Annotated in this window: 13 protein-coding genes and 1 pseudogene; 4 read left to right on the forward strand and 10 right to left on the reverse strand. The window is 65.0% G+C overall.

The genetic code is table 11. The features are described from left to right. Positions 1-98: 98 nt before the first annotated feature. The 4 genes from E5X34_RS06280 to cysG are packed head-to-tail and all read right to left on the reverse strand — an operon-like array spanning position 99 to position 4,300. Complete coding sequence (locus E5X34_RS06280) at positions 99-863, reverse strand: phosphoadenylyl-sulfate reductase (RefSeq protein ID WP_042641022.1); 765 nt, start codon at positions 861-863, stop codon at positions 99-101. After that, positions 838-2,508 (reverse strand): nitrite/sulfite reductase, encoded by a 1,671-nt coding sequence (locus E5X34_RS06285; protein ID WP_292562284.1) that lies wholly within the window; start codon positions 2,506-2,508, stop codon positions 838-840. The genes E5X34_RS06280 and E5X34_RS06285 overlap by 26 nt, the downstream gene beginning before the upstream one ends. A gap of 44 nt (positions 2,509-2,552) precedes the next feature. Further along, positions 2,553-2,855 carry a DUF2849 domain-containing protein gene (locus tag E5X34_RS06290; RefSeq protein ID WP_292562285.1) on the reverse strand — a complete coding sequence of 101 codons (303 nt, stop codon included), beginning with the start codon at positions 2,853-2,855 and terminating at the stop codon, positions 2,553-2,555. Then, positions 2,852-4,300, reverse strand: a complete 1,449-nt coding sequence (gene cysG, locus E5X34_RS06295; protein WP_292562286.1) for a siroheme synthase CysG — start codon at positions 4,298-4,300, stop codon at positions 2,852-2,854. The genes E5X34_RS06290 and cysG overlap by 4 nt, the downstream gene beginning before the upstream one ends. 417 nt (positions 4,301-4,717) lie before the next feature. Here cysG and E5X34_RS06300 point away from each other — a divergent pair, with 417 nt between their 5' ends. Both E5X34_RS06300 and ybaL read left to right on the forward strand, forming a co-directional pair. Continuing rightward, on the forward strand, positions 4,718-5,158 hold the full coding sequence (locus E5X34_RS06300; protein WP_292231783.1) for a host attachment family protein: 441 nt from the start codon (positions 4,718-4,720) through the stop codon (positions 5,156-5,158). A gap of 217 nt (positions 5,159-5,375) precedes the next feature. Beyond that, complete coding sequence (ybaL, locus tag E5X34_RS06305) at positions 5,376-7,175, forward strand: YbaL family putative K(+) efflux transporter (RefSeq protein ID WP_292562289.1); 1,800 nt, start codon at positions 5,376-5,378, stop codon at positions 7,173-7,175. A gap of 6 nt (positions 7,176-7,181) precedes the next feature. On the opposite strand, the gene E5X34_RS06310 is transcribed toward ybaL, so the two are convergent. After that, positions 7,182-7,988 (reverse strand): helix-turn-helix transcriptional regulator, encoded by an 807-nt coding sequence (locus tag E5X34_RS06310; protein WP_292562291.1) that lies wholly within the window; start codon positions 7,986-7,988, stop codon positions 7,182-7,184. Between the two features lie 123 nt (positions 7,989-8,111). Between E5X34_RS06310 and E5X34_RS06315 the strand changes: the two genes are divergently transcribed. Then, the gene (locus E5X34_RS06315) at positions 8,112-9,029 is read left to right on the forward strand and encodes a zinc-binding dehydrogenase (protein WP_292562292.1); all 918 of its coding nucleotides are present in this window, start codon (positions 8,112-8,114) and stop codon (positions 9,027-9,029) included. A gap of 11 nt (positions 9,030-9,040) precedes the next feature. Here the strand turns inward: E5X34_RS06315 and E5X34_RS06320 are convergent, their stop codons facing one another. Both E5X34_RS06320 and E5X34_RS06325 read right to left on the reverse strand, forming a co-directional pair. Continuing rightward, a complete protein-coding gene (locus tag E5X34_RS06320; RefSeq protein ID WP_127868358.1) occupies positions 9,041-9,790 on the reverse strand; it encodes an SDR family oxidoreductase in 750 nt (249 codons plus the stop codon). 65 nt (positions 9,791-9,855) lie between these two features. Then, entirely contained in the window at positions 9,856-12,123 is a 2,268-nt protein-coding gene (locus E5X34_RS06325) for a transglycosylase domain-containing protein (RefSeq protein ID WP_292562294.1), read from the reverse strand. Positions 12,124-12,395: 272 nt separating this feature from the next. On the opposite strand from E5X34_RS06325, the pseudogene E5X34_RS06330 reads away from it, so the two are divergent. Further along, positions 12,396-14,100, forward strand: a pseudogene (locus E5X34_RS06330) (adenylate/guanylate cyclase domain-containing protein). 53 nt (positions 14,101-14,153) lie between these two features. Here E5X34_RS06330 and E5X34_RS06335 read toward each other — a convergent pair. The 3 genes from E5X34_RS06335 to E5X34_RS06345 form a co-directional block, all read right to left on the reverse strand. Then, complete coding sequence (locus tag E5X34_RS06335; protein ID WP_292562296.1) at positions 14,154-15,287, reverse strand: acyltransferase; 1,134 nt, start codon at positions 15,285-15,287, stop codon at positions 14,154-14,156. Positions 15,288-15,742: 455 nt separating this feature from the next. Next, the gene (locus E5X34_RS06340) at positions 15,743-15,889 is read right to left on the reverse strand and encodes a hypothetical protein (RefSeq protein WP_126064347.1); all 147 of its coding nucleotides are present in this window, start codon (positions 15,887-15,889) and stop codon (positions 15,743-15,745) included. A gap of 27 nt (positions 15,890-15,916) precedes the next feature. After that, positions 15,917-16,171, reverse strand: a complete 255-nt coding sequence (locus E5X34_RS06345) for a GlsB/YeaQ/YmgE family stress response membrane protein (RefSeq protein WP_292562298.1) — start codon at positions 16,169-16,171, stop codon at positions 15,917-15,919. Positions 16,172-16,228: the final 57 nt, after the last annotated feature.

Raw genomic sequence — 16,228 nt, forward strand, 5'->3', positions numbered from 1 at the left:
GCTTCCGAGAACCGGAACGGAGCGTACTTGAAGTACGTGAGCACCGGAAGCGCAGGAAGTCGCCTTTGCAGGCCGGCCTCACCTGAATATCGCGTACCCTAAAGAGAGGCGTCGGTCAGCGACTTCTCCAGTCCGGAGAGATGGATACCGCACTCGGTCTTGGCGTGGCCTGCCCAGCGGCCGCTGCGCGCGTCCTCGCCGGGCTGCACCGGCTGTGTGCACGGGAAGCAGCCGATCGAGAGGTAGCCATAGGCGACCAGCGGATTTTCGCGCAGCGCATGCGCGCGCATATAGTCGGCCTGATCCGACGTCGTCCAATGCGCCAGGGGGTTGATGCGAATGCGCGAGCCGACCGCCTCGAAGACGGGCAGTGCCGCACGCGTCGAAGCCTGGAAGCGCTTGCGTCCGGTGAACCAGGCGCGGAACGGCTCGACGCCGCGCGCCAGCGGCTCGACCTTGCGCACATTGCAGCAGGCGTCCGTGTCGGTCTCGTTGAGCTGGCCGGTCGGGTCGACGCGTTCGAGCGCCGCCTCGTCCGGCTTGATCACCCTTACATCCGTCAGGCCGAAATCGGCGACCAGCGCGTCGCGATAGCCGAGCGTCTCCTCGAAATGCTTGCCGGTGTCGAGGAAGATCACCGGCAGCGTGCGGTCGATCTCCGAGATCATGTGCAGCAGCACCGCCGAATCCGCACCGAAGGACGAGACCGCCGCGACCTCGCCACGGAAGGATTCGCGCGCCGCGCGCTCGATGATCTCGATCGGCTTCAGATGGCCGAGCAGCGCGTCGAGCCCCGCCGCTTCGGCGGCGATGCCGGCCTCGACGTCGACGATACGGTCAAGCGGCCTTGGTTTCGCCAGCATAGAGCGCCTCCTTGAACGGCGCGGGACCGACTCGGCGGTAGGCGTCGATAAAATGTTCGTCGGGACTGAGCCGAAGGCCGAGATAGGTGTCGACGATCTGCTCGATGGCATCGGTGATCTCTTCGGAGGAGAAGCCGCGGCCGATGATCTCGCCCACGGAGGTGTTCTCGTCGGCCGAGCCGCCGAGCGTCACCTGGTAGAGCTCGGAGCCTTTCTTCTCGACGCCGAGAATGCCGATATGGCCGACATGGTGGTGGCCGCAGGCATTGATGCAGCCGGAGATCTTCAGCTTCAATTCGCCGATCTCGCGCTGCCGCTCCAGCGAGGCGAAGCGCTGCGAGATTTCCTGCGCGATCGGGATCGAGCGCGCCGTGGCCAGCGCGCAATAATCGAGGCCGGGGCAGGAGATGATGTCGCTGATCAGGTTGGAATTGGCGGTCGCGAGACCGATCTCCACCAGCGCGTCATAGACCTTCTTCAGGTCGGCGCGCGCCACATGCGGCAGGATGAGGTTCTGCTCATGGCTGACCCGCAACTCGTCGAAGCCGTATTTCTCGGCGATATCGGCCACCGCTTCCATCTGGCTGTCGCTGGCGTCGCCGGGCACCTCGCCGATGCCCTTGAGCGAGATCGTGACCGCCGCATAGTCGGGATGGCGATGCGTCACGACATTCTGGTCGAGCCATTCCGAAAAGCTCTTGGAATCGAGCCGCGCCTGCTTCACCGCATCGTCGCCCTCAGGCCGGGCGGTCAGCGCCGGCGGTGCGAAATAGGCGTTGATGGCCTGAATGTCGGCCTCCGGCAGCTTCAGCTCGGCGTCCTTCAGCTCCTGCCATTCCGCCTCGATCTGGCGGGTGATCTCCTCGACGCCGGTCTCGTGCACCAGGATCTTGATGCGCGCCTTGTACTTGTTGTCGCGGCGGCCGTAGAGGTTGTAAACGCGCAGGATCGCCGTGCAGTAGGACAGAAGATCGGCTTCCGGCAGGAAGTCGCGGATCTTCTTGGCCACCATCGGCGTGCGGCCCTGGCCGCCGCCGACATAGACCGCGAAGCCAAGCTCGCCGGCCGCGTTCTTCTTCAGGTGCAAGCCGATGTCATGCGTCTGGATCGCGGCGCGATCGCGCTCCGCACCCGTGACCGCGATCTTGAACTTGCGCGGCAGGAACGAGAATTCCGGATGCACCGATGACCATTGGCGCAGGATTTCCGCATAGGGGCGCGGATCGGCCACCTCGTCGGCGGCGGCGCCCGCGAAATGATCGGCGGTGACGTTGCGGATGCAGTTGCCGCTGGTCTGGATCGCATGCATCTCGACGCTGGCGAGATCAGCCAGGATCGCCGGAATGTCCGACAGCGCCGGCCAGTTGAACTGGATGTTCTGGCGCGTGGTGAAGTGACCGTAGCCCTTGTCGTATCTGCGCGCGATATGGCCGAGCATGCGCAACTGCCTGCTGTTCAGCGTGCCATAGGGCACGGCGATGCGCAGCATATAGGCGTGCAGCTGCAGATAGACGCCGTTCATCAGCCTGAGCGGCCGGAACTGGTCCTCGGTGATCTCGCCGGCAAGCCGGCGCTGCACCTGGTCGCTGAACTCGGCGACGCGGGCGTGAACAAAATCCTGGTCGAACTCGTCGTAACGGTACATGCTTCGTCTTTCCGGGCGCGTCCGCCCGCTGCTTTTCTAAAATTCTACGCCCCGATGGCTTCCGGGGCCGCCTGCTTGCCGAGATCGGTGCGGATGGTCGGTCCCGCGGCGCGGATCTTTTCGCGCAGCCGCACCGGCTCGACCAGACCATCGACCACTTCGACGTCGATCAGATTGACATCGACCACCTCATTGTTGGCGGCGGCCGCGGCGCCGATCGCTTCCAGCCGGTCCTCCGCCGCCTTGTCATGCGCGATATCGGCATGACCGACGGTCTCCGCCCAGCCGCCGTCGGCGTACCAGACGGCGATGCCGTCGGAGAGCCTGTTCGCGGTCAGTACCTTCATGGATGAACTCCTTCGGCGACGGCTGAAGCCGCGCCCTCATGCTTATGGGCCGCGAGCGGCTCGGATCGTTCGAAATTGCCACCGGCGACCGCATCGCCGATGATCGTCATGACCGGACCGGTGAGGTCGGCGCGCTCCTCCAGCGAGGGCAGGTCGGCCAGCGTGCCATGGAAACGGCGGCGGGTGCCGAGGCTGGCGTTCTCGACGACGGCGACGGCGGTGTCCGGTGACAGCCCGGCTTCGATCAGCCGTCCGGCGACTTCCGCAGCGACCGAACGGCCCATATAGACGGCTACGGTCGCGCCCGAGATGGCGAGCTTGGCCCAATCGGGCAGCGAGTTGCCCTTGAGGTCGTGTCCGGTGGTGAACACCATCGAGGACGAGACACCGCGCAGCGTCAGCGGCAACTCGAAATCGGCAGCGGCGGCGAAGGCGGCGGTGACGCCCGGAACCACCTCATAGGCGATGCCGGCCTCGCGCAGCGCCGCCATCTCCTCGCAGGCCCGGCCGAACACCAGCGGATCGCCTGACTTCAGCCGCACCACGCGCTTGCCGGCTTGGCCGAGTTCGATCAGCAGCGCGTTGATTTCTTCCTGGCTCTTGGAATGGCAGCCCTTGCGCTTGCCGACGGGCAGGCGCTCCGCATCGCGTCGGCCCATGGCGACGATCGCCTCCGGCACCAGCGCATCATAGACGATGGCATCGGCTTCCATCAGCAGGCGGTGCGCGCGCAGCGTCAACAGGTCCTCCGCGCCCGGACCGGCGCCGACCAGCGCGATGTGGCCCCCGGCCGGCGCATCCGCGCTCAGGAGTTCGAGCGCCGCGCCATGCGCCTGGGCATGGTCACCGGCTTCGATGGCCTTGGCCGGTGCGCCGGCAAAGAAATCGCTCCAGAAGCGGCGGCGGCGGTTGCCCTTCGGCAGTTTCTCCGCGGCGGCGCGGAACGACGCGGCAAGCGCCGCCAGCCGGCCGAGCGAAGGCGGCAGCATGCGGTCGATGCGGACACGCAGCATCTGCGCCAGAACCGGTCCGGCGCCCTCGGTGCCGATGGCAATCGCAACCGGCGCGCGGTTGACCAACGCCGGAGTGAAGAAATCGCACACGTCCGGCTGGTCTACCGCATTGACCGGAATGCCCAACCGGCGCGCGTCCTCGGCGACGCGGCGGTCGAGCGCCTTGTCGCCAGTGGCTGCGAACACCAGGGCGACATCCTGGAGATGCGCGGCCTCATAGGCGGCACCGACGTGAACGGCGCCGGACGCGGCGATGAAGGCGAGCAGGTCGGGATCGGCGTCGTCGGCAATGATGCGCAGCGCCGCGCTCGACTGGGCGAGCAGCCGGGCCTTGGCAAGCGCCTCCTCGCGATTGCCGACGATGGCCACGGCTTCGCCGTCGATCCGCATGAAGACCGGGAAGGCATTGAGCTTTGCGTTGGCTGGCGACATGGCGACGAGCAATAGTGAAACAGTCTGGCAGTTTTACGCGGGCTGGCCAAAAACCAGAAGGCAAGCACTCGCGCGTCGCCGAACGGCAGGCAATCGCTTTTTCGCAGCCGCGAAGAGCAAGAGAAAAAAATTCTACTTTGAGAATGAGAGATCCAGAACGGCGTGAGAAACCACCTTGATCTGCCGCCGTTTTTAGCACCGGCTCTGGAATGCGCCAAAACAGTTTTTTCTAAATTCTACTAACTTAGTAGATTAAGCCGACCTTGTCGCTGGACGACCAGTCTCGTCAGGCGGGAGCAGTTGAGAGCGCCACCGGCAGCTCGGAACAATCCTGCTGCGCGGCTCGTTTGGCTAGCAATCCATTCTGTCGATCCTGGGCTCGACCGGTCGGCAACCCGCAAGCAAAGGAGGAACACCATGAATATCAAGCTGAAGCACGGATTGTGGGTCGTCGTGGCCGATGGTGAAAAGGCGCTTTTCCTGCGCAACCAGGGCGACAACAAGTTCCCGAACCTGGAGGTGGTGCAGGAGATGGAGCAGGAGAACCCCGCGACGCGCGAGCAAGGCACGGACAAGCCGGGCCGCCAGAGCAACGAAGGCCCCCGCAGCGCTGTCGAGGAAACCGATTGGCACCGTCTCGGCAAGGAGCGTTTCGCTGTCGAGATCGCCGACCGGCTTTACAAGCTCGCGCATCGCGGCGCGTTCGACGCGGTCGTGCTGATCGCGCCGCCGCAGGTGCTTGGCGAGATGCGCCAGAAACTGCACAAGGAAGTCAGCGAGAAGGTGCAGGCCGAAATTCCCAAGACGCTCACCAACCACACGATTCCCGAGATCGAGACCTTGCTGCAGGCGGCATAAAGCGGCGGAGGAAAAGCGGCTTCGAGGCTGGATCGCGTCACGAAGCGGCCTCTTTGTCGGCGCGTCGCCGATTTTCCGGTTTGCACCCTGTTTCTGGGCCGATTTCTGCGTGGCGATGGTTGCATCACCGCCGCTCCGTCCACCATATTGCCGAAGGCGACGGCCTCGGCGGGCGCCCATCCGAAATCGTGAATTTTCGAAAGGCGCGCAAAAGACAATGCCGCATGACACGCCCCTTATCGCCACCATCGTCGCCGGTCTGGGGCTGGCTTTCGTCTTCGGGGCTTTAGCCAACCGTTTCCGCATTCCGCCGCTTGTCGGTTACCTCGTCGCCGGCGTCCTTGTCGGGCCGAACACGCCCGGCTTCGTCGCCGACGCCAGCCTTGCCAACGAGCTCGCGGAAATCGGCGTCATCCTTTTGATGTTCGGCGTCGGCCTGCATTTTTCGCTGAAGGACCTTCTGTCCGTTCGCGCCATCGCCGTACCGGGCGCAATCGTGCAGATCGGCTTCGCCACCCTGCTTGGCGTCGGGCTTGCCTGGCTGCTCGGCTGGCCGCTCGGCGCAGGCCTGGTCTTCGGCCTGGCGCTCTCGGTCGCCTCTACCGTGGTGCTTTTGCGCGCGCTGCAGGAGCGGCGGCTGATCGAGACCGAACGCGGCCGCATCGCCGTCGGCTGGCTGATCGTCGAGGACCTCGCCATGGTGCTGGCGCTGGTTCTGCTGCCGGCGCTAGCCGGCGTGCTCGGCGGCCAGCCGCAGGTCGATGATCATACGAGCCTGCTCTCGCTGCCCGCCAGCTACGGCATATGGGGCGTGGTCGGCATCACGCTGGCCAAGGTCGCCGCCTTCGTCATCGTCATGCTGGTCGTCGGGCGCCGGGTCATTCCCTGGATCCTGCATTACGTCGCCCATACCGGCTCGCGCGAATTGTTCCGGCTTTCGGTGCTGGCCATCGCGCTCGGCGTCGCCTTCGGGGCGGCGAAGCTGTTCGGCGTCTCACTGGCGCTCGGCGCTTTCTTCGCCGGCATGATCATGAGCGAGTCCGAGCTCAGTCATCGCGCGGCGGAAGAATCATTGCCGCTGCGCGATGCCTTCTCGGTGCTGTTCTTCGTCTCGGTCGGCATGCTGTTCGACCCGCTCAGCCTGATCAGCAACGGCCTGCCGATCCTCGCCACTTTGGCCATCATCGTCGTCGGCAAGTCGCTCGCCGCCTTCGTCATCGTCATCGCCTTCCGCTATCCGATCGCCACCGCGCTGATGATCTCGGCGAGCCTTGCCCAGATCGGCGAATTCTCCTTCATCCTGGCCGAGCTTGGCGTCGGCCTGAAACTGCTGCCCGAGCAGGGCCGCGACCTGATCCTGGCTGGCGCGATCCTCTCGATCCTGCTTAATCCGCTGATGTTCCTGGTCGTCGACTGGATGAAGCCGTGGCTAGAAAAGCGCGCCGGCAAGACAGCGCCGGTCGAAGAGCAACGGCCGATCGGCCCGGCCACCGAACCCGGCCAGGTTGCTTCGGTCCAGGCAACGCCGGGAAGGGAAGACGGCCCGCCGCCCAAGACCGCGCTTGCCGGCCATTCCATCCTGATCGGTTACGGCCGCGTCGGCAGCCTCGTCGGCGTAGCGCTGAAGGAAGCCGCCCTGCCCTTCCTGGTGATCGAGGATGCCGACAAGACGCTGGCCAAACTGCGTGAGGACGGCATCGAGACGGTGGCCGGCAATGCCGCCAATGCGGAGGTCTTCTCAGCCGCCAATCCGGAAGGCGCGAAGCGGCTGATCCTCGCCATCCCCAATGCCTTCGAGTCCGGCCAGATCGTGCTCCGAGCCCGCGCCGCCAATCCTGCGATCGATATCATCGCCCGCGCGCATTCCGACGCCGAGGTCGAGCATCTGAAAGGCCTCGGCGCCGACACCGTGATCATGGGCGAGCGCGAGATCGCGCGCGGCATCGTCGAGGTGGTGACCGGCAAAAACACCGGTGCGCCAGGGCCCGCCATGAGGGTCGATCCGCAACCCGCTTGACACCTGTCAGGCAACGAAAGCGGAACCGCCATTCTGCGCGATATCGCTGAGATATTTCGCCGGCGGCTTGCCTAGCGCCTTCTTGAACATGGTGATGAAGGCGGTGACGGACTCATAGCCGAGATCGCCCGACACCTGCTGCACGCTGGCGCCGGCGGACAGTTCCCTGAGCGCCACGATCAGGTGCAGCTGCTGGCGCCAGCGGCCGAAGCTCAGGCCCGTCTCCTTGACGACGAGGCGCGCCAGGCTGCTTTCGCTGAGCGCCACCCGGTTGGCCCATTCCGCCAGCGTGCTGCGGTCGGCGGGATCGTCGGCCAGCGCTTCGGCGATCCGCCGCAGCCGTGGCTCGGTCGTGATGGGCAGGTGCAATTGCTGCACGGGCATGCGTGGCAATTCGGCGAGCAGGACCTTTCCCAGGAAATCGCATCGCGCGTCGTCCGGCGCGCACTCCGACAGTTCGATGATCACCTCGCGCAGCAGCGGCGAGATTGAAAGCGTGCAGCAACTATCCGGCAGGTCGGCGGCGCCCGGCTCGATATAGACGAAGAAAATCCGCGCATTCGCCGTCGCGATGTTGCTGTGCTCCATGCGGCTCGGCACCCAGACCCCGCAATGCGGCGGCACCATCCAAAGCCCGCCGGGAACCCTGCAGGTGACGGCGCCGCCGAGCGCGAAGACGAGCTGCCCCTTGCGATGCCAATGCTCGCGCACCTCGGCCTTGGTCTCGGTGACATCGACGCCAATTGCGATCGCCGGCGCGGCCACGTCGTCGACATCGAAATCCAGCCAGGGCCAGCGGAGTGGCTGTCTCATGATTGAATGCTTTTAGCGATCATTTGGCTTTATCCCTAAATTCTTCAGCCCTGAAAGTCGATAAGGTCGCGCCGATATCGTCGCAATCGATCGCGTCTCAGACGTCAATTTCAAAGGTGGCCAATGCTCGCACTCTGTATTTCTGCCGACAGTTCCAACCGGCTGAAGCTCGCCGAGGTCGACGAGCCAAACTGCAATGCAAATGAAGCATTGGTGGCAGTTCATTCGACATCTTTGAATCGTGGCGAGTTGCGTCTGCTCGCCATCCGCCCCGACGGCTGGATCCCCGGCCAGGACATCGTCGGCATCGTGGAACGCGCGGCGGCCGACGGCTCAGGCCCGGCAGCGGGCACGCGCGTCGCGGCCTTGGTCGACCAGGCCGGCTGGGCTCAACGTGTCGCCGTTCCGACCGATCGTCTCGCCGTCATACCGGACGGTGTCAGCTTCGCCTCCGCCACCACGCTTCCGGTCGCGGGCACGACGGCGCTGAGGACTTTGCGCCATGGTGGCGATCTCGCCGGCCAGCGGATCCTGATCACCGGCGCAAGCGGCGCTGTCGGCCGCTTTCAGATCCAGATCGCCCGCGAGCAAGGCGCCTCGGTGACGGCGATCGCCTCGGTCCGGCATCACGGTGACCTTCGCGATCTAGGCGCCGGACAAGTCGTCGAGTCGATCGAACTGGCCGAGGGACCGTTTTCGCTGATCACAGAATCCGTCGGCGGCGAAAGCCTGACGCATGCCATCGAGCGCGTCGCCCCGGGTGGAACGATCGTCATGTTCGGGTCGAGCAGCGGCGAGCTCACGCCGATCGGGTTCCGTCAGTTCGTTCCGGGCCACGAAGGCGCCAGGCTGCAGACCTTCGCCTATTACACGTCCGGTTCGGCCATCGGCACTGACATCGCCTGGCTGCTTGACTTAGTCGCGGCCGGCAGGCTGGTAACCCGCGTGGCCATGACCGTGCCGTGGATGGACATCGGACAGGCCCTGGACGCGCTCAGACAGCGCAGCTTCAGCGGCAAGGCCGTCCTCACCGTGGCTTGAAATCAGCCACGTCAGACGTGCTGGCCGCCATTGATGTGGATTTCCGAGCCGGTCACGTAGGACGACTGGCCGGAGCACAGGAAGTAGATGATGTCCGCCACTTCCGACGTGGCGCCCAGCCTTCTCAGCGGGATCGTCTCGACTATTCTGTCCGTGCCTGGCGACAGGATCGCGGTGTCGATCTCGCCCGGCGCGATGGCGTTGACGCGGATGCCGTGCGGGCCGAAATCATGCGCCATCTCGCGCGTCAGCGAGCCGAGCGCCGCCTTCGACGTCGCATAGGCGGTGCCGGCGAACGGATGCACGCGGGTGCCGGCAATCGAGGTGACGTTGACGATCGAGCCCTTGGCGGCGGCGAGCTCCTTGAACAGGCCTCTCGCCAGCATGATCGGCGCGAAGAAATTGACCTGGAAGACGTCGCGCCAGACATGCATCGGCGTCTCGATCGAATTCATCCGGCTGCCGTCCTTCAGCTTCGGCGAGATGCCGGCATTGTTGACCAGCGCGTGCAGCTGTCCGCCATGCGCCTCGAGCCGGTGGCGTATTTCCGAGATGGCGATGCCGACGTCCTCCTGGTCGGCGAGATCGACCTTGATGTGGTCCTCGGGGCCGGCCGGCCAAGGGCAGTCCTCGGCGAAAGCCTGGCGCGAGCAGGTGATGACGCGCCAGCCCTCGCGCGAAAAGCGCTTCACCGTCGCATGGCCGATGCCACGGCTGGCGCCGGTGAGCACGATGGTTTTTCTGCTGTCGGTGTCGGCCATGGCTTTGTCTCCGGCCGGACATGTAGCCGAAGGCGCTTGGCATTGCGAGAGGCGAAGTTGCCGCTCTACCCGCCGCCGAGGATATCGAGGATCGAGGTCTGCCGCCTTTTCTTCGGACCGCCGACATCGCCGGGCGGCACCGGATGCTTGATCGAGGCGGTCGATCCGCTGTCGCTAGGCATGTCGAAGCCATCGGCATCGACCGTCTGGGCAGGACGCGCTTGGCGCGCGGGCACCTGGGCGACAGGCTGCGATGGGACGGCAGGCTGCGACTGGCCGACGGCCGCCGGCGGCGCGGGCGGCTGCGAGGCATCCGCCGACGGGATCTCGTCCGGCACGATCGTGTCGGACGGCGTCGACTTCCAGGTGCCGGGCAGCGGCCGCACGGGCACGCCTTCATGCGCGGCCACCATGAATTCGTGCCAGGCCTGCGCCGGGAGCGCGCCGCCGGTGACCTTCTTCATTGGGCTGCCGTCGTCATTGCCGAACCACACGCCGGTGGTGAGATTGGCGGTGTAGCCGACGAACCAGGCGTCGCGCGAGTTCTGGCTGGTGCCGGTCTTGCCGGCCGAAGGCCAGTTGAAGGCCGCCTTCTTGGCGGTGCCGACCTCGACCGTGCCGGTCATCATCGAGTTCATCATGCCGACGATATCGGCCTTGATGACGCGCGGCGCGCTGCCGGTGGTTCCCTCGTAGAGCACCTTGCCGTTGGCGGTGGTGATGCGCTGGATGAAGTGGATGTCCGGCTTGTAGCCGCCATTGGCGAATGGCACATAGGCCGAGGTCAGTTCCAGCGGCGTCACTTCCGAGGTGCCGAGCGCGATCGAGGTGTTGGCCTGCAGGTCGGACTGGATGCCCATGCGATGCGCGGCCTCGACCACGGCGTCGGGTCCGACCTCCATGGTGAGCTGCGCCGCCACCGAGTTGAGTGACTTGGCGAGCGCCGTCGCCAGTGTGACCTTGCCGTAATATTTGCCGCCGTAATTATCGGGCGTCCATTTGCCTATCTTGATCGGCGCATCGTTGCGGATGCTGTCCGGGGTGCGGCCGGCCTCCAGCGCCGCCATGTAGACGAAGGGCTTGAAGGCCGAGCCCGGCTGCCGGCGCGCTTCCGAGGCGCGGTCGAACTGGCTGGTCGAATAATCATAGCCGCCGACCATGGCGCGCACCGCGCCGGAATCGTCGATCGACACCAGCGCCCCTTGGGTGACGTTGAGCTTCTTGCCTCTCTCGTCGATCAGCCGGCGGATCGACTGTTCGGCGAGCTTCTGCAGGTTGAGGTCGACCGTGGTGTCGATGACGATGTCGCCGCGCACGTCGCCGATGAGGTCGGGAAGCTCGTCCATCACCGTGTCGGCGACATAGTTCTCCGAGCCGGTCCAATAGGACGGCGCGCGCGTCGCCGGCGCGCTCAGCGCCGTCTTGTATTCCTTGTCGCTGATCTTGCCGGTCTCGCGCATGGCCGCGAGCACGAGCTGCGCCCGCTCCTCGGCCGCCTTCGGGTCGCGCGCTGGCGAAAGCTTCGACGGCGCCTTGAGCAGGCCTGCCAGCAGGGCTGCCTCCGAAAGCGACACGTCGCGCGCGCTCTTGCCGAAATAGCGCCGCGAGGCCGCCTCGACGCCATAGGCGCCCGAGCCGAAATAGACCCGGTTGAGATACATTTCGAGGATCTGGTCTTTCGTGTGCTTGTGCTCGAGCCAGAGCGCCAGCAGCACTTCCTGGACCTTGCGCTCCAGCGTGCGGTCCGGCGTCAGGAACAGGTTCTTGGCCAGCTGCTGCGTCAGCGTCGAGCCGCCCTGCGAGAAATGCCCGCCGATGAGGTTGGTGACCATGGCGCGCGACAGGCCGATCGGGTCGATGCCGAAATGCGAATAGAAGCGGCGGTCCTCGATGGCGACGACAGCCTCCGGGATATAGGGCGACATCTCGTGCAGGCCGACGGCTTCGCCGCCCGACGCGCCGCGATTGGCGATCAGCGCGCCATCGACCGAGACGATCTTGATGTTGGGCGCGCGATCGGGAACCGACCATGTCGTCGCCGCTGGCATCTTGGCGCCGTAATAGACGACGACGCCGGCCGCCGCGATACCGCCCCAGATGCAGAGCACGAAGCACCAGTAGAACAGGCGGGTGGCAATGCCGAGCAGCCCGCGCCGATTGCGGTCGCGGCCACGCCCGCGTGATTTCGCCTTGGCGGATTTGCCCTTTGCAGCGGATTTGCGGGTGCGCGGCACGACGCGATCCTCCTCGCTCACCGAAAAGCCCTCGGAGGATTTCGCACGCGGCGATTCCTCGAAGCTCGGTTCGATGCGGCTGTCTCTGCGGTTCGCCATGCGCTCTAGCTGTCTGTCCCCGGTACCGATGGCGTTCGGGTTGAAGAGTAGATGCGGCGGTTTAAAGGCGCGTTAAGTGGGGAAAAATCGAAGCGATTGAAAATCAAATGCCCCGCGATGGCGTGATCGGGACCCGATTTCGCGTACGCATCACCACATCGTGGAATGGCAGGCGCCAAGGCTGATTGACTGATTGTCGCCGCCGGCAAATCTTGACCGGAAGGCGTTATTGCCGGCGTGTCTTGGTCAGCGAATCGTTCGAGGCACCGGAAATGAGCCAATTGCAGGTTCCAGCAGCGCCGCCAGGATGGCTGCCGGACGCGTGGCTGCGCAACGCACGACTGTTGTCGGGCCTTGTGCTTATGGCGTTCGTGACGCTGCATTTCCTGAACCATGTGTTGCTCCTGATCTCGCTTGAAGCAGCGGATAGGGGACGCGAGACGTTCCTGCTGCTCTGGCGCAACCCGGCCGGCACTCTGCTCCTTTACGGCGCAGTCGCCACGCATCTTGCTCTTTCGCTGCTAGCGCTCTACCAGCGCCGCACGCTGACCATGCCGGTGCGGGAGTGGGCGCAGATACTGCTCGGGCTCGCCATTCCAGTGCTGATTGTGGAACACGTGGTCGGCACGCGTGCCATGCACGCCCTTTATGATGCCAACGACACTTACGAGTTCGTGGTGCGCTCGCTATGGATCCTGAGCCCAAAGGTCGGGGTGCGGCAGGCGATCGCGGTGGTCGTGATCTGGGCACATGGCTGCCTCGGCCTCCACTTCTGGCTGCGCTATCGTCAGTGGTATCCTCGCACCGCTTCGGCCCTGCTGGTCCTGGCGGTGCTGGTTCCGGTCCTGGCCCTGCTCGGCTTCGCCAGCGCCGGAAAGGAGGTCTCGGCGATGGGACCGCCGCAGTCGCAGGCCATCGAGCCAACCCTTCTCGACCGGGCATTGGCAACCAAGGACCGCATCGACAACAGCATCTATGCCGGCTTTGCGGGACTGATCGTCCTGGTGCTGGCGGCGCGCATCGTTCGCGACCGCATCGAGCGGCGCAACCTGGTTGAGGTGCGCTATGCCGGCGGGCGCAAGGTGCGCGTTCCCCGCGGCTACAGCGTGCTCGATGCCAGCCGGCTGGCCGGCATCGCGCATTATGCCGTGTGCGGCGGGCGCGGGCGCTGCTCGACCTGCCGCATTCGCGTGCTTGACGGCCTTTCCGAGCAGCCGGAGCCCGGTCCGATCGAAGCGGCGACCCTTGCGCCGCATCGCGGCTGACGGCGACGTGCGGCTCGCCTGCCAGCTCAGGCCGCGCGGCAATCTTCGCGTCGCGCCGCTGCTGTCGCCGCCGGTCACGGCGGAAAGCCCGCACGCCACAACCGCCAACGATCCCGGCCACGAGAAGGTCGTGGCGGTGATGTTCTGTGATATGCGCGGCTTCACCGCGATGGCCGACCAGCGTCTGCCGTTCGACGTGGTCTTCCTGCTCAACCGCTATTTCAGCGTGATCGGCCGCGCCGTAGAAAGCTCAGGCGGCCGCCTCGACAAGTTCGTCGGCGACGGCGCCATGGCGCTGTTCGGGCTGGAGACCACGCCCGGCGAGGCATGCCGCAACGCGCTTTCCGCCGCCAGCGCCATCGTCGAGGGAGTTCGCAGCCTCAGCAACGACCTCGCCGAGGAACTGCGCGCCACCATCAATGTCGCGATCGGCATCCATGTCGGCCAGGCGATCGTCGGCTCGATGGGCTACGGCGCGGTCATGAACGTGACCGCGATCGGCGACACCGTCAACATCGGCAGCCGGCTGGAGGCGGCGGCGAAGGAATTCGAGGCGGAGATCGTCGTCTCGGAAGCGGCGGTGCGGCTTTCGGGCCTGGAGCTCCCCGGCGCCGAGGCGCGCGAGATCGACATCCGCGGCCGCGCACGCCCACTCGGCGTGCTCGTCGTTCCGCGCGGCGCGGCGATGCCGATCGTCTTGCCGGCAAAATGAAAGAGGCCCGCCTCGGGGCGAAGCCTCGCCTTGCCGCAGCCTCATTTGCACCGTCAGCCCGGCTGGGAAACTGCCGCGGCGGGCCTGGCTCTGACCGGGATCGGATCAGCGGCAGCCGGCACGACATATCGAAGACGCAGGCGCAGGAACGGCGCTTCGATGCAGGAATAGCTGAGATAACCGACTGGGATGGTTGCCACGAAGCACGCCATGGACCAGAGGCATGCGACGTAGAAATTGCTGACGTCCATGATGTTGTCGTCGATGAACGCGGCGAGCTCGTGCACGAAGAACAGGTGCAGCAGGTAGATCGAATAACTGTATGATCCGGCCTTCTCCATGATCCTGAAGGGCAGGCTCGTTCGCTCCTTGGCGAAGGTCGTGTCATAGTAGGCGATCCCGAGGGCGTAGGCGGCAGCCTCCAGGGTGGGCAGGATCACCCATATCCAGGGCGGCGCCGAGCGGGGCCCCAGATGGTAGAACCCGCCCGCCGCGTCGAACCACCAAAAGAACCCCGAAAATGACGCAAGAACGGCCAGCGCCAGCCAGTGCCTGCCCTTCGCACAGGCGCGAACGTGGAAGGCAAGAATGCCGGCAAGGAACTGGTCCGCATGCCCTATGATTGTCCAGTACGCTGCCCACTGCACCTCGCCGAACTGCACATACAAAGCGAGCCTCAGCAAAATGGCTGCAGCAATGAACAGCAACGGGGCAAACTGGAATCGCCTGGACGCCATCAGCAGGAATGGCAGCAACAGGTAGAAATGAGCTTCGACGGTGACCGACCAGCCGCCATTGGGAAGCGTGGGGAAAACCACCCCCTTGCCGACATCGGTGAAATACGTGCCGAGGTCCTCCCCTGCCAGATATCTGCGGCAAGCCTCGATGCAAATCACGGCGAACAAAAGGGGCAGCAGCCTGAGCGCCCTGTTGGCGAAGAACGGCAGATATCTGACCTGCTTGCCGTCAAGAAGCTTGGCAAAAAGGTAGCCGGAAAGCGCCATGAACAACGAGACGCCGGTGTGCCCTTCGTCCAGGATGCTGAACAAGGGTAGAGCCGGCACGAAGCCATAGGCGACCGGCCCGTCCGGAGATGCATGGAGGAAGTGAAAAGTGAAGACCAGAAAGGCCGCCAAGCCACGGATATGATCCAGCGCTGGATAGTATTCTCCGGTCGAGGACTTCATCTTTAGATCACGCGCCCCCGCGCCTTGCCGGCCACCAACTCGGGGCGATCCCGACCTTACATCGCGCGCAGTGGGCGCCCGAAGCTCGGTTCGATGCGATTGTCCCTGCGGTTCGCCATGGCTCTTCCTTGCCTGCTCCGGCGCTATTGGCGTTAGGGTTGCAGACTAGATGGAGCGGGTTAAAGCAGTGTTTATGCAGCCTGTCGGAAACCCTTGGTTTTCAACATTCAACTCTCGCGTGGTCCGGTTCGAGATCAGGTCGACCACCCTGCTGGACGCCGCACCATTGCGAATGGATGGGTGCTCAAAGTCTCGCCGCCTTGGCCACAGCGCGCATTGCTCAAAGGCCACGGCCAGCCCGCGCAGCCCCCGTATCTCCGACCGGAATCCTGGCGCAATGTTCGTCTCGCAGAGCCAGTCTGGCTCCTCACGGCGCCGGCGGCTGGCCACCGTGATCAGTTCTGCTGGATCGAAATGCCTTTGTCGTCGATCTTGAGCTCGACGCCTTTCGGCCTGGTCTGCTCGCGATAGACATAGACGCCGAGCGCAATGACGACGACCACGAGAGCGCCGATGATGACATAGAGCATGTTCTGCTTCACGGCTCGCCCCCTGTGCCTGCTGGAAGATCAGGCCTGTTTCACCAGCTTGATCAGCACCAGCAGGACCACTGCGCCGATCATGGCGTGGATGATCGCGGCAAGGATCCCGCCGCCCACGGCAAAGCCAAGCCTTGGGAATATCCAGCCGGCAATCAGGGCGCCGACGATGCCGACGACGATGTTGCCGACCAGTCCGAAGCCGAAACCCTTGACGATCAGGCCGGCAAGCCAGCCGGCGATCGCGCCGATGATGATGAAAACGAGCAGGCTTTCAATTCCCATTGCCAATCCCTCCGTGAGCGGAGGACCAACGAAGCCACACGCACCCCGAATCGGCCA

This window comes from Mesorhizobium sp., from assembly GCF_004963255.1.
Classification (GTDB): Bacteria; Pseudomonadota; Alphaproteobacteria; order Rhizobiales; family Rhizobiaceae; genus Mesorhizobium.

Excerpts from the sequence above, each read along its gene's own strand:
- E5X34_RS06280 (WP_042641022.1), bottom strand. The coding sequence starts at position 863 with ATGCTGGCGAAACCAAGGCCGCTTGACCGTATCGTCGACGTCGAGGCC.
- E5X34_RS06285 (WP_292562284.1), bottom strand. The coding sequence starts at position 2,508 with ATGTACCGTTACGACGAGTTCGACCAGGATTTTGTTCACGCCCGCGTC.
- E5X34_RS06290 (WP_292562285.1), bottom strand. The coding sequence starts at position 2,855 with ATGAAGGTACTGACCGCGAACAGGCTCTCCGACGGCATCGCCGTCTGG.
- cysG (WP_292562286.1), bottom strand. The coding sequence starts at position 4,300 with ATGTCGCCAGCCAACGCAAAGCTCAATGCCTTCCCGGTCTTCATGCGG.
- E5X34_RS06300 (WP_292231783.1), top strand. The coding sequence starts at position 4,718 with ATGAATATCAAGCTGAAGCACGGATTGTGGGTCGTCGTGGCCGATGGT.
- ybaL (WP_292562289.1), top strand. The coding sequence starts at position 5,376 with ATGCCGCATGACACGCCCCTTATCGCCACCATCGTCGCCGGTCTGGGG.
- E5X34_RS06310 (WP_292562291.1), bottom strand. The coding sequence starts at position 7,988 with ATGAGACAGCCACTCCGCTGGCCCTGGCTGGATTTCGATGTCGACGAC.
- E5X34_RS06315 (WP_292562292.1), top strand. The coding sequence starts at position 8,112 with ATGCTCGCACTCTGTATTTCTGCCGACAGTTCCAACCGGCTGAAGCTC.
- E5X34_RS06320 (WP_127868358.1), bottom strand. The coding sequence starts at position 9,790 with ATGGCCGACACCGACAGCAGAAAAACCATCGTGCTCACCGGCGCCAGC.
- E5X34_RS06325 (WP_292562294.1), bottom strand. The coding sequence starts at position 12,123 with ATGGCGAACCGCAGAGACAGCCGCATCGAACCGAGCTTCGAGGAATCG.
- E5X34_RS06335 (WP_292562296.1), bottom strand. The coding sequence starts at position 15,287 with ATGAAGTCCTCGACCGGAGAATACTATCCAGCGCTGGATCATATCCGT.
- E5X34_RS06345 (WP_292562298.1), bottom strand. The coding sequence starts at position 16,171 with ATGGGAATTGAAAGCCTGCTCGTTTTCATCATCATCGGCGCGATCGCC.